The sequence below is a fragment of the Streptomyces ovatisporus genome, from assembly GCF_042653885.1.
Lineage (GTDB): Bacteria > Actinomycetota > Actinomycetes > Streptomycetales > Streptomycetaceae > Streptomyces > Streptomyces ovatisporus.
In genome coordinates this window covers 323,475-336,059 of sequence record NZ_JBHSFH010000002.1, presented here as the reverse complement: position 1 = coordinate 336,059, position 12,585 = coordinate 323,475, and the positions used below count along the sequence as shown (strand labels likewise).

The following is a 12,585-nucleotide window of genomic DNA, read 5'->3' as shown; positions in this document are numbered from 1 at the left end:
CAGCGGAGGTCTTCGCCATGATCAAGACCCATGAGTGTCAACAACGCTCGTGATCAATACATCTAGGTCTAAAACTGCCGGACGCCGGGCTCGCGGGCGGCCGGATTTGCTGAGCGGCCCGCTCGCCGTGCAGGCTTCCCGGAGAACCGACAGAAGGAGGCAAGCCATGCTGATGGCCCACTCCGCCGTACTGGACAAGACGCTCCAGCAGTACGAGATTCTCCGCGAGCTCCACGCGGAGGAGGGCACGCCCGAAGCCCGCCGTCGCCTCGACGACGTGGCGTACAGCCTGTGCATCGCCACCGGCACCAACGACATCGACGCGGCCCTCGTCGCCGCACGGCACCGTCTGCCCGGAGCGCGTCCGCACGACGACTCCCTCCTCGCCGCCCGGAACGCGCGCTGAGCACCGTCGATCCGCCCATCCGTCAGTCCGCCCGTCCGTAACCCTGGCCGGGGTTCAGACCTGCAGGTGCCCGTCCCACGGGGCGTCGCGATCGGACCAGGCGGCCCCGGACCACTCCAGGCACAGCACCGTCGCGTCGTCACGCGGGTCGTGGCCGGTGGCGTGGAGGACGGACCTGGTGAAGGCGCGTACCGCGTCCCGGGGATGCTGCGTGGCGGTCTCTTCGATCAGGCGGCTCAGGGAACGCGGGTCGCCACCGGGCTCCAGCATCCCGTCGGTGATCAGCACCAGCCGGTCGCCCTTGCGCAGGTCGAGCGTCTGGAGCCGGTACTCGTGCTTGGGGTCGACGCCGAAGGGCAGGTCGACGAGCGGGGTGATCTCCCGGACGCGGCCCCCGCGCAGCAGCAGAGGCCACACGTGTCCGGCGTTGACGTACGTGGCCGCGCCCGTCTCGAAGGACACCCACATCAGTTGTCCCGTGGCCATGGCCTGCGCGCCGTGCCGGGCGAGAGCGTTCTGCACCTTCGCGGACTCCGTGACGACGGCACGGTGTTCCTGGACGGCGTGCTCGGCGACGGCGACGTTGGCGGCGGACGCCTGCGCCACGAGGTCGAGCCCCGCCCTGCGTGCGTTGCGCAGGGCGCTCACCACCACCGTGGCCAGCTGCGCGGCCCGTACGTCGTGGCCCATGGCGTCGGTGAGGGACAAGTGGAGACCTGAACGGTTGAGGGCGTAGTCGAAGGTGTCTCCCCCGATCTCGGCGGCCGGTTCCAGCGATCCGGCGACGATGAACGGGCCCGCGTCGCAGGTGAAGGACTCGGGCAGCAGACGGTGCTGGATCTCGGAGGCGAGGGACATCCGGGTGCTCCGCCTCCCCCACTCGAAGAGGTCGGTGAAACGCCTGTTGACGATCACGACGTAGGCGAGCGCGTGAGCCGCTTCCGCGATGCGCTGGAGCATCTCGCGGCCGGGAGCGCCGGGGAGCGTCAGTTCGAGGAGGCCGATCGCGTCGCCCCGGTCGGAGACGGGTGCGACGACGTGGGAGGTGCGTTGCATCGCGGAGCCGGAGTCCCCGCCGCGCTCCTCCGGTCCTCGGTCGCCGTCACCGGCGCGGCGGTCCTCGTCGTCACCGGCGAGACGGTCCTCGCCGTCACCGGCGAGACGGTCCTCGTGGGCGTCGGCGCGGCTGCCGTCGTCGACCCAGAGCTGCTGGGAGCGGATCACGCGCTCGTAGAGCGTTCCCGCGAGGGCGAACCGCTCGGGCTCGCCCTCGCCGATCTCGTCCTGGAAGCCCGTCAGACGCACCACGGCGTTGCCGCCGAGGTCGGTGATCATGAAGGAGACGTCCAGGGCGGAGAACTTCTCCTTGAGGATCCGCTCCATCACCTCGACCGACTTCACCGGTGGCGCCGCCTGAACCGACGCCAGCAGGTCGCTCATCCACCCTCGGCCGTGGGTCACGGTCCGCGCCCTTCCGTTGCCGCCGGAACCGCCTGCCCGTACGGCCGGACGCCGCGCGCCGCGTGACGGCCGGCGACGCATGTCCGAGAACGAGCAGGGCGGTTCTCCTCCCCGCAGTATCGGCAGCGGCGGGACGCAGCCGCCACGCGCGGTGGCCTGATCGGATGACGGTGAGGCAGGGCGGGGAGAGAGGTCCGGCCCGCAGGTGCGCCATGCTGCCGTCCGGCTCACATCCGGTGAGCGGTCCCGGGCGACGGGCAGGGTGCGCCGGCCCCGGCGCGCGACCCCGGGATGCCCGGGCGGCTCGCACATGTCCGTCCCGGGCAGCTAGTCCTCGCGGCGCGGACGGCCCCGCGGAGGATGGGGGCGGGCGTGCCCCGGCAGTCGCCGAGCGTCGGCGAGTGCCTTGCGCAGCAGGTAGTCGATCTGGGCGTTGGTGGAACGCAGCTCCTCGGCCGCCCAGCGCGCGATCGCGTCGTAGATGGCCGGGTCGAGCCGCAACAGCACTTGCTTGCGCTGCCGTTGGGGCCGACGGGCGGGTCTCTGGCGCGGTGCGTCCGCGGCGCCGGAGCCGTCAGCCGTGCCGGCGGAGTCCGCCTCGGGCGCCTCTCCGCGGGAGGAGCCCTCCGGCGAGGGCCCCTCCTGCGACGGCACAGCCGGCTCCGGTTCCGCGGCTTCCGCACGTTCCGGAGGGTCGGTCACTGGTAGAGCGTTCCCGTGTTCATCACCGGCTGGGGCGAGCGGTCACCGCAGAGCACGACCAGCAGGTTGCTGACCATCGAGGCCCTGCGTTCCTCGTCCAGCTCGACGAAGTCCTGGGCGGCGATGCGCGTGATGGCGTCCTCGACCATGCCGCACGCCCCTTCCACGATCGTCTTGCGGGCGGCGACCACGGCACCCGCCTGCTGCCGCTGGAGCATGGCGGAGGCGATCTCCGGCGCGTAGGCGAGGTGCGTGAAGCGGGACTCGATGATCTTCACGCCCGCGGCGCTGACGCGTGCCGTCAGTTCGACGGCGAGCTTCTCGGTGATCTCCTCGGCGTTGCCGCGCAGCGACAGCCCGTCCTCGTCGTGCGAGTCGTAGGGGTACTCGATCGCGATGTGACGTACGGCTGCCTCGGTCTGGGTGGACACGAACTCGACGTAGTCGTCCACGGAGAACGTCGCCTGTGCCGTGTCCGCGACCTGCCACACGACCACTGCGGCGAGCTCGATCGGGTTTCCGTAGGCGTCGTTGACCTTGAGGACGGCCGTCTCGTGGTTCCGCACCCGCGTGGAGATCTTCGCCCGGCTCGTGAGCGGATTGACCCAGCGCAGGCCGTCCGTACGGATCGTCCCCGTGTAGCGCCCGAAGAGCTGGACGACGCGGGCCTCTCCCGGCGCGACCATGTTCAGGCCGCACATCGCGAAGATCGAGCCGATCAGGACGACGACGCCCACGACGATCAGCACCGCGCCGAGTCCGGTGTCGCCGTCGGCGGCGAACCCGCCGCCGAGGACTATGCCGCCCACGCCGAGCAGGAAGCCGATGAGGCCGAGGAGCAGCGCCAGTCCGCCGGGGATGCTGTGCGCGGTGACCTCGCGGACCTCGGGGTCGGGCATGTCGGGCAGGTCCTGCGGGTCGGCCGCCTTCGCGGGGTCGGGTGTGGCGGGTGTGGGTTCTTGAGCGGACATCAGGGTTCCCCCGTTTCGCTTGTGTGTCGCGGACGCGGATGTGACACGGGCTCCGCATCCGGCGCTCTGCTTCTTCCTCGGCCGGACTGCGTGGACCGTACCCGACCGTCTAGCAAAGTGATATCACTTTAACGCAGAAGCGCGGTTCCGGCCAGCATGGGGGCCTGGCCGGAACCGCCGACTGGACGACCTGTGCACGGTCACGGCGGTGGTGGCCGCGTATCCGTCCAGGTCACTCGGTACGCAGCCCGTCCGGGCGCATCATCCGCCACAGGAACGGCAGGCTCACGAGCGTCACCAGTCCGATCACTCCCGCACCCGCACCGGCCACCGGCAGGAAGACCAGCCAGTCCGTGGTGGGCGCGTCCAGCAGGCGCAGCAGCCCCCAGCCGAGCCCCAGCCCGAAGACCACGGCCAGACCGATTCCCAGCACGACCGGCAGCGCCGTCTGCCACAGCACGGACGCGCCGAGCGTGGCCCGCCTGGTGCCGAACGCCACCAGGACCGACAACTGACGCTTGCGCTCCCGCAGTTGCTCCAGCATCGAGACGACCATGCTGGCCCCGATCAGCAGCAGCACCGCCACGGCCGCCGCGAGCACCGCGCGCCGGATGGTGGTGAACTCCGCCGTCACCGCCTCGTCGGAGGTCTCGAAGACGGAGTAGGAAGGGTCCGCCTGGAAGACGGCCGTGCGCAGGTTCTCCAGCGCCGCTCCGGTCGGGTCGGCGACGACCCACCCGCGGTACGACGGCTCGTTCAGCAGCTCGGCGGGCAGTGCCGACGGAGTGGCCAACAGGCCCTCCACGGTCCCGCCTTCGGGCCCCTCGATGCCCCGGACCGTACGGGCACGGGGAACCCGCCAGGTCGTCCTGGCGTCGCCCTTCCCGAGCACGAAGGCCGTACCGGTCGGCGGGGCACCGGTCTCGTCCCTCTCCGGAGGGACCTTGTAGACCTCGCCCTCCTTGCAGTCGTCGATGTGGGCCAGCTTGCGCAACGTCGCGCAGCGGCCGACGGCGATGCCGGCCATCTCCTCCCGCTTGACGGGCTCGTAAGCCTGCAGGAAGCCCGTCACTTCGCGTACGCCGCCGGCCCGTTCGAGCTTCGCTGTCAGGGCTTCCGCGCGACCGGGTGTGGTGTGGGGTCCGTAGATGTTGGCCAGGGTCCTCTTCTCCGGACCGTCGTCGCCCTTCAGCGTCTGATCGGTCTCCACCGCGGCGAAGAGCATCTGCAGTGCGATGGCTCCGGCCACCGCGATCGTGATGCCGCTGACGGCGCGTGAGGCGTTGCCGCTGCTGAACTGGAGCCGCCGGGTGGCGAGCTGCCAGGACACCGGCCCGCCGCGCAGCCGCCCTACGATCCGCTCGACCAGCCACGGGAGCAGCAGCGCCACCCCGCCGAGCAGGAGTACGACAGCCGCAGTGACCTGCACCCCGCTCACGGAGGCGTCGTCGCCCGTCACCGATCCCGCGAGCGGCAGCAGCAGCGCGGCACCCGCCACGGGCGGAAGCAGCCGCCACCACACGCGTCTGGCCCGCTGCTCCGACTTGCGTACGAGGCCGAGGGGTTCGATGGCGACACCGCGCAGGGCGACGATGGTGACGGCGACAGCCGTCACGGGCACACCGAGAACGATCAGAATCCCGAGTCCGGTGGCGGGAGCGACGTCAGCGGGGTGGACGCTGAAGCCGAAGAGTTCGATCTTGCCGATGAAGACACGCCCCAGCAGGAAGAACCAGCCTCCCAGCAGCACACCCAGCACCGCGCCGACCAGCGATTCCCCTGCAGCCATCCGCCGGGTCGTGGCCGCGTCGGCACCCACGAGACGGAGGGCCGCGAGTCTGGTGTCGCGCTGTTCGCCGCCGAAACGCACCGCTGTGGCGATGAAGACGGCGACCGGCATCACCAGCACCGCGCACGCCACCACGATCAGCAGAACCAGCACCGGATCGAGGGGAGCCTCGTCGGGCTGCGCAGCGCTGAAGTCGTCGACGCGGCTGGCGCCTTGGGCGACCGAGAGGTCGTCCGCCCCTTTGTAGAAGGCGAGTTCACCGGGGCCCAGCAGTCCGTCCTCACCGATGACGCCGGTGACACGGCCGTCGAGCCGCTCTGCGAGGTGTTCGCCTTCCGGGGATGCCAGCAGTCTCTTCAGCGCGGGCGAGACCACCAGTTCGCCGGCTGCGGGAATGTCACGGAGGCCGGGCGGCTTCGCGGGACTCCCCCCGTCCGCCTGCATGAGCCGCCCGTAGAGATCGTCGCCGCGGTAGTGGGTGTTGGCGTCCTTCGTGAGAACGGTGTATTCGGTCGGCTCGGCGTCCTCACGGGCTGCGAGGAACGCGCCGGAGCGGGCCTGCTCACGGGCGTCGAAGCCGGCGGCGATCTCCGGAACCGCCGCGGCGAGCAGCAGTACGGCCACACCGAGCGCGACGCCGACGGCCGTCAGCAGCGTCCGCAACCACCCCTGCCGGCCGCCGCTCGTGGCGAAGCGTGCGCCCATGGCCAGGTCGCGGGCCCAGTCCGCCGGGCGCGCCCGGCCTTCGGGCGGGGCGCCGGGACCGCCGCCCTCGTCCCCGGCCCGCGCATCTGCGCCCTCCCGGGTCGCCGTACCGGCGCTCACAGGGCACCGGCCATGCTTCGGGCGCGTCCGTCCCGTACGACGACCTCGCGGTCCGAGTAGGCGGCGACCCGCGATTCGTGGGTGACGAGGACGACCGCCGCGTTGGTCTCGCGGGCCGCCTCGGTCAGGAGCTGCATCACGCGCTCGCCGTTGAGCGAGTCGAGCGCGCCGGTCGGCTCGTCCGCGAAGAGCACGCTCGGGCCGACGGCCAACGCGCGGGCGACAGCGACGCGTTGGCCCTGACCGCCGGACACCTGACCGGGACGCTGGCTGCGTACGTCGTCCACTTCGAGCCGCTCCAGCCACGAGGAGGCACGCGACTCGGCCTCCCTGCGGCTGAGACCGGCGAGCCGCAGCGGCAGCGCCGCGTTCTCCAGGCAGCTCAACTCGGGGACGAGCTGGCCGAACTGGAAGACGAAACCGAAGTCGCGCCTGCGCAGCGCGCTGCGCCGGGCGTCGGACATCTGCGAGAGCACCCGGCCGCGGTACGTCACCGTGCCCGAGTCGGGCGGGACGATCCCGGCGAGGCAGTGGAGCAGCGTCGACTTGCCGGAGCCGGAGGGCCCCATGACGGCGACGATCTCACCGGCGTGGATCTCGAAGTCGGCGCCGTCGAGCGCGGCCGTCGAGCCGTAGGCCTTGTGCAACTGCGCTGCCGAGAGCAGGATTCCGGCCCCTTCGGAGGCGCCGGCGTCGTCCCCGGGGAGCGAGGCAGTCGGTGCGGGGGGTGTCATGGCCGTACCTCCGAGGCGAGCTTGTCGAGTCGCGCCGCCGTCAGTTCCAGCCACCGCAGGTCGGCTTCGAGGTGGAACAGGGCGTGGTCGCAGATGAGCTGGTCCGCCAGGTCCCCGCCCTGTTTGCGCCTGGTCAGCTCCCGCATGAGGCGGAGGTGTTCGGCACGCTGACTGTCGAGCAGCTCGCCTGCGTCGCGTCCGGTCAGCAGGGCGAGCACCACCTTCGTGTACAGGGTGCTCTGCAGGTACGGCTCCGGCTTCTCGGGGCGGGAGAGCCACTCGGCGACGTCGGTGACGCCGGCGTCGGTGATGGCGTACCGCTTCCGGTCGGGCCCGCCGCCCGCCTCGATGCCGTCGACCTCCACGAGGCCGTTCTTCAGCAGGCGCGACATCGTGGAGTAGACCTGCCCGTAGTGCAGCGGGCGGTCGTGGCCGAAGCGTTCGTCGAAGGCCCGCTTGAGGTCGTAACCGTGGCGGGGGCCGGACTCCAGGAGACCGAGCAGGGTGTGACTGATGGACATGGCGGAGACTATACACAGCATGTATACGCCTGGTGTATAGAACTCGGGAAGACTGCCCCGACCTGCGCGGCAGCCTGCAATCCCGTTGCCCGGCGGCGAATTCGGCCGCGGTGTCCGCCGCGGCGCCCCCGGGCCCCGCCCCGACGACCCGGCCTGCGTCGCCCCCGCTCCTCGCCGCCCACGCGGGCAACCCGCGCCCCCGGTCCTGCGTCAGCGATACCGGCACCCGTTCGCGGTGCCGCGCCGTGGTCGAGGACCGGGGGGTGCGATCAATGGCACGCACTGCGGAAGAGTGCGCTCCCGTCTCCGGGACGTACCCGTACGAACAGCCCGGTGCGCCCGGCCTCCCCGGAGCGCCCCTGAACTACCGCCCCGGCGCGGAGCCGTCGGCACCCGCAGACGGCCGCTCCCCCGGCCCCGCACTCCCGAGCCGCCTCGGCACGGCAGTCGCCCGGCACACCCGCCGCCTGCTCGGCGTCGCCCGGCGCCCGTACTGGCAGCGCCCCCACCCCTCCTGGCTGGTGCGCCGCTGGCCGGACCTGACCGCGGCGTGCGCCGCCACCGTCTTCTTCTGGCTCTCCCTCACCCCCTCCCTGGTGCCGCGGCCCTGGCTCCTCCAGGGCGTCATCGGCGGCATCACAGCCGCGATCGGCTATGCCGTGGGTTCGCTGCTGGGCTGGCTGGTGCGCGGATCACTCGCGCGGGCACGCGGCCGGCTGCCCTTCCCCCTCCGGCTGCCGGGCGAACGGGCGCGGGCGCACGCCTGGCAGGCGTACTGCGTGCTCGCACCGGGGCTCACCGTGCTGGCCCTCTCCGAGAGCGCCCGCATGCAGCGCGAGTTGCGCGTACTGCAGGAGCTGCCGGAGACCCTGACCTGGCACTCGATGATGATCGCGCTGTTGGCGCTGGGCCTGTGCGGCGTGCTGCTGCTCCTCGCCCGTACGGTCCGGCTGTGCACCCGGGAGCTGATCCGCGGGCTGTGCCGGTTCGTGCCGCGGCCCGTGGCCGTGGTGGCGGGTGTGCTGATCAGCGCGTCGGTGGTGGTCGTCGGCACCCGCGACGTCGTCTTCGACCGCGGCGTCATCGACATCGTGTCCCGGATCGCGGCGGCCACCAACGACGGCACCAGGGCCGGCATGGTCCAGTCGGGCTCCCCGTACGTCTCCGGCAGCCCCGGCTCCCTGGTCAAGTGGGACGAACTGGGTTACGAGGGCCGCAACTTCACCGCCTCGACACTCACTGCCCGGGAGATCCGCAAGATCACGCGGCGTCCCGCGAAAGAACCCGTACGCGTCTACGTCGGCAAACAGAGCATCGAGTCCCAGACGGCCGACGGCGACGAGGCCGCGACGTACGAGGCCGGCGCCGAGATCGCCGTAGCCGAACTGGAACGCACGGGCGCCTTCAGCCGCGAGGTGCTGGCCGTCGCCGGCACGACCGGCATGGGCTGGGTCAACTCCACCGACGCCGAGCCTCTCGAGTACATGCACGGCGGCGACACGGCGATCGTGGCGATGCAGTACTCGTACCTGCCCAGCTGGGTCTCCTTCGTCGTCGACAAGGAGCAGGCGGGCCGGGCCAACCGCGCGCTGGTCAAGGCGGTGCGGGCACGCTGGCTGCAGGAGCCGCCGCAGAACCGTCCGCGGCTGGTCGTCTTCGGCGAGAGCCTCGGCGCGTACGGCATCGAGGCGGCCTTCGACGGGCCGCGCGACCTGCTGTCGAAGGTGGACGGGGCGGTGCTCGCCGGTTCGCCGAACTTCTCCCCCATCCGACGGGAACTCACCGCCCACCGCGACGCCGGCAGCCCCGTGTGGCGTCCGCAGTACGACGAAGGCCGCCACTTCCGGTTCGCGCAGTGGCCGCAGAAGGACCTCGCCCGTCCTCCGGGCCCCTGGCACGGTCCGCGGGTGGTCTATCTGCAGAACGCCTCGGACGCGATCGTGTGGTGGTCGTGGGACCTGGCGCTGGAACGGCCGCGGTGGCTGAGCGAACCGCTGGGCCCGGACATCACGGAGGAGGTCGGCTGGTTCCCGTTCGTGACCTTCTGGCAGACCACGGTCGACCTCGCCGTCTCCTACGAGGTGGACGCGCCGCACGGTCACCGCTACGGCACGGGCTCGGTGGAGGCGTGGGGCGCCGTGGCGCCCCCCGACGGCTGGAGCGCCACCGATCAGCGGCGGCTGAAGCAGCACATGGACGCCCGCAAGGCCCCGTACTGATCCCGTACGGTCCGTTGCCGCCCGTTGCCGCCCCGTACCGGAGGAACTCCTACCGGCGTTCGCCCCCCGGCTTCCCGGAGGACGGCCCGTCCCCGGGACGGGCCGGCGGGGCTCCGTCCGCCGACTCCGTCGGAGACGCGCCCGGCTCCGCCTGAACAGCTCCGCCCCTCGGCACTCCGGGGCTCTTCGCGATTCCGGCGCCCTTGCCCGTCGCCCCCTCCGCCGCAGTCACCTGCGTGGCTCCCGCGACAGCGAGCACACCCGGGCCGCCCGGCTGACTGCCCTCCGAGAACGCGCGCAGATAGCCGACGGCCGTGTTGAGCACGGCCACCAGCGGCACCGCGACGACAGCGCCCGGGATGCCCGCGATGAGGCTTCCGCCGGTGACGGCGAGCACCACCGCCAGCGGATGCACCCGCACGAGACGTCCGAGGATGAACGGCTGGAGGACGTGGCTCTCGATCTGCTGGACGAGCAGCACGACACCGAGCGCCAGCAGCCCCGTGACGGGCCCGTTGGTGACGAAGGCGACGACCACGGCCAGCGCCCCCGAGACGACGGCACCGACGATCGGCACGAACGCGAAGATGAAGATCAGCACGGCGAGCGGCACCGCCAGCGGGACGTCCAGGACGTAGATGCCGACACCGATGAAGATCGCGTCGATCATGGCCACTATCACGGTCCCGCGCACGTATCCCGTGAGCGTGATCCAGGCACGCGGCCCGGCCCCGGCGACGCCCTCACGCGCCGCGGCGGGGACCAGCTTCAGCACCCAGTTCCAGATGCGGTCGCCGTCGTAGAGCAGGAAGAGGGTGATGAACATCGCCAGCAACGCCCCGGAGAGGAACTCCAGCAGCACGGTGACGCCTTCGAGTCCGGCGGAGGTGACCTCCTTGCTGTTGTCGCCCAGCCACTGGCTCAGGTTCTTGGCGACGTCGTTGACCTGCTCCTCGGAGACGTGGAACGGGCCCTGCACCGCCCAGCGCTGACCCTCGTCGATGGCTTCCTGCACCCGTTCGGTGAGGGTGGGCAGGTTCTCGGTCACCTGCCAGACCACGAACCAGCCGACCAGGCCCATCACCACGAAGCCGGTGATGAAGGTGATGGCGGTGGCCAGCCCGCGGCTCACGCGGTGCCGCTTGAGCCGGGCGACGGTGGGCTGCAGCAGCGCCGTCACCAACAGGCCCGCGGAGAACGCGAGTACGAGCAGGCTGATCGAGCTGATCACCTGTATCAGCACCCACACGAGTCCCGCGAGCACCAGCAGCCGCCACGCGGACTCGGCAGCGACCCGTACGCCCCACGGCACCACCGAGGCGGGCGCCGGCCGGCCGCCTCCCGTGGCCGGCGAGTGGTGCGGCGCCGAAGAGGGCGGAGCACCGGGCGCCCGCGGCGCGTCGGCCTGCTCGTCCGCCCCGGGGTACGGCCCGGCACCGACTCCGGTGATCGCCTCCTGCTTGGCGAGCTGCTCGGCACGCCTGGCCGCGATACGGGCCCCCAGTCGCGCCACGCCGTCGCGCAGCCTGTCCACCCTGCTCGTCATCCCGCGTCCTCCGCCCCCTGCTGTGCTGTTCCGGGCCGCCTGCGGGCCGGGGAGGCACCTCCCAAGCCCGGCCGTCTCCGCTGCCGTTGGATGACGACGTTACCGGCGCGAGGGTTGCTTCCGTCATGGACGCGCGATGACGTTCACCACCCGGGCACGGCGCACGCTCACCCCCGGCCCGTGAACCCGGGCCGGGGGTGAGTCGCTGAAGCTTGTGAAGATGTGCGGCTCAGCGCGGGGCGCTGTCGCTCAGTACCAGTTGTTGGCCTGCCAGAAGTCCCAGGCACCGCAGGGGCTGCCGTACCGGTCGTTCATGTAGTTCAGGCCCCACTTGATCTGGGTGGCCGGGTTCGTTCGCCAGTCCGCGCCCGCAGAAGCCATCTTGGAGCCGGGCAGAGCCTGCATGAGGCCGTACGCGCCGGAGGACGGGTTGCTGGCCTGGTAGTTCCAGCCCGACTCCCGCTCGACGATCTGCGAGAAGCACTGGAACTGGCCGCCGCCGACGATCTGCTTGGCCATCGACTGGACTTCGGAAGTCGAGTAGGAGGCCTTCTGCGCGAAATCCCCCGCGTCTGCACGCGCGGAACGGCTCGCCGCCTCTTTCGCCTCACGCGCCTCAGCCGCCTTCTCCGCCGCAGCCTTCTTGGCTGCTGCGTCCTCGGCTGCCTGCTTACGCGCGGCTTCCTCGGCCGACTTCTTCGCCTCCGCGTGGGCAGCGGAGGACGCGGAGTCCGCCTGCTGCGTCAGGGAAGCGGTCTGCACCTGGGCCTGCTGACCCGCCGGTATGTCTGCGAGGAGCGTCGCGTCAGCAGCGGTGGCCTCGACATCGTTCGTCGTCTGACCCTGCTGGCTACCGGAGGCCACACCGACGACGGCGCCGACGGTGGTGACCGCGGTGGCGGACGCCACGGCGAATCCCCGGACGGAGATCCGAGTCACACGTTTTCCTTCCAACGTGCCCGCTTGAGTGACCGCGCGGGCGCAATCGTGCCCCTGGCACTGACCCCCTCGGAACTTGGTCACCGGAGGTACGGGCCCGGTTGGGCCTCCCCATGGGCAGGGAGAACCCGCGTGGTGCTCGGGCGGCATACGGCGTGACTGCTGTTCAGTTCTGTACTGCCTTGCAATGCCACACCATTGGGGGTGTTGCTGTGCCGTATGCGGGGCCTGACAGGACCCACACCCTGCCGGACGCGAGCAGTCCGAGGCAATTCCACACCGAGTGGGATAGGTCACAGGGAGTTTGGCTGTCACATTCCCCGGAAACACGGGCGCGCCACCGGCGACCGGGCTAGGCTGCTGGACCCACTCGCCACGGCTCCACCACTGGTACGACCACCCGCCAACTCCCTTACTGAAGCCGCAGGTCGGAGCCCCGCAGAGCATGGCCGGGCAGGTACCGCGCACGGAC

The 12,585-nt window shown here is 71.4% G+C and carries 10 protein-coding genes; 2 read left to right on the top strand and 8 right to left on the bottom strand.

The window, feature by feature from the left end:
• The first annotated feature begins 166 nt into the window (after window positions 1-166).
• Window positions 167-406, top strand: coding sequence for a DUF5133 domain-containing protein (locus ACFPA8_RS01775; RefSeq protein ID WP_386441137.1), 240 nt, complete (start codon window positions 167-169; stop codon window positions 404-406).
• A gap of 54 nt (window positions 407-460) precedes the next feature.
• On the opposite strand, the gene ACFPA8_RS01770 is transcribed toward ACFPA8_RS01775, so the two are convergent.
• From ACFPA8_RS01770 to ACFPA8_RS01745, 6 genes are all read right to left on the bottom strand, one after another.
• Window positions 461-1,867: a PP2C family protein-serine/threonine phosphatase gene (locus ACFPA8_RS01770; protein ID WP_386441134.1), complete on the bottom strand. Its 1,407-nt coding sequence runs from the start codon at window positions 1,865-1,867 to the stop codon at window positions 461-463.
• A 327-nt stretch (window positions 1,868-2,194) separates the two neighbouring features.
• A complete protein-coding gene (locus tag ACFPA8_RS01765) occupies window positions 2,195-2,521 on the bottom strand; it encodes a type II toxin-antitoxin system antitoxin (protein WP_386441190.1) in 327 nt (108 codons plus the stop codon).
• A gap of 44 nt (window positions 2,522-2,565) precedes the next feature.
• Complete coding sequence (locus tag ACFPA8_RS01760) at window positions 2,566-3,540, bottom strand: SPFH domain-containing protein (protein ID WP_386441132.1); 975 nt, start codon at window positions 3,538-3,540, stop codon at window positions 2,566-2,568.
• A 232-nt stretch (window positions 3,541-3,772) separates the two neighbouring features.
• Complete coding sequence (locus tag ACFPA8_RS01755; protein WP_386441129.1) at window positions 3,773-6,154, bottom strand: ABC transporter permease; 2,382 nt, start codon at window positions 6,152-6,154, stop codon at window positions 3,773-3,775.
• Window positions 6,151-6,888: an ABC transporter ATP-binding protein gene (locus ACFPA8_RS01750; RefSeq protein WP_386441126.1), complete on the bottom strand. Its 738-nt coding sequence runs from the start codon at window positions 6,886-6,888 to the stop codon at window positions 6,151-6,153. Before ACFPA8_RS01750 ends, ACFPA8_RS01755 begins: the two co-directional genes overlap by 4 nt.
• A complete protein-coding gene (locus ACFPA8_RS01745) occupies window positions 6,885-7,409 on the bottom strand; it encodes a PadR family transcriptional regulator (RefSeq protein WP_386441124.1) in 525 nt (174 codons plus the stop codon). The genes ACFPA8_RS01750 and ACFPA8_RS01745 overlap by 4 nt, the downstream gene beginning before the upstream one ends.
• 272 nt (window positions 7,410-7,681) lie before the next feature.
• Between ACFPA8_RS01745 and ACFPA8_RS01740 the strand changes: the two genes are divergently transcribed.
• Entirely contained in the window at window positions 7,682-9,628 is a 1,947-nt protein-coding gene (locus ACFPA8_RS01740) for an alpha/beta hydrolase (protein WP_386441121.1), read from the top strand.
• Between the two features lie 49 nt (window positions 9,629-9,677).
• Here the strand turns inward: ACFPA8_RS01740 and ACFPA8_RS01735 are convergent, their stop codons facing one another.
• Window positions 9,678-11,174 carry an AI-2E family transporter gene (locus tag ACFPA8_RS01735; RefSeq protein WP_386441119.1) on the bottom strand — a complete coding sequence of 499 codons (1,497 nt, stop codon included), beginning with the start codon at window positions 11,172-11,174 and terminating at the stop codon, window positions 9,678-9,680.
• Window positions 11,175-11,423: 249 nt separating this feature from the next.
• Complete coding sequence (locus ACFPA8_RS01730) at window positions 11,424-12,113, bottom strand: aggregation-promoting factor C-terminal-like domain-containing protein (RefSeq protein ID WP_386441116.1); 690 nt, start codon at window positions 12,111-12,113, stop codon at window positions 11,424-11,426.
• Window positions 12,114-12,585: the final 472 nt, after the last annotated feature.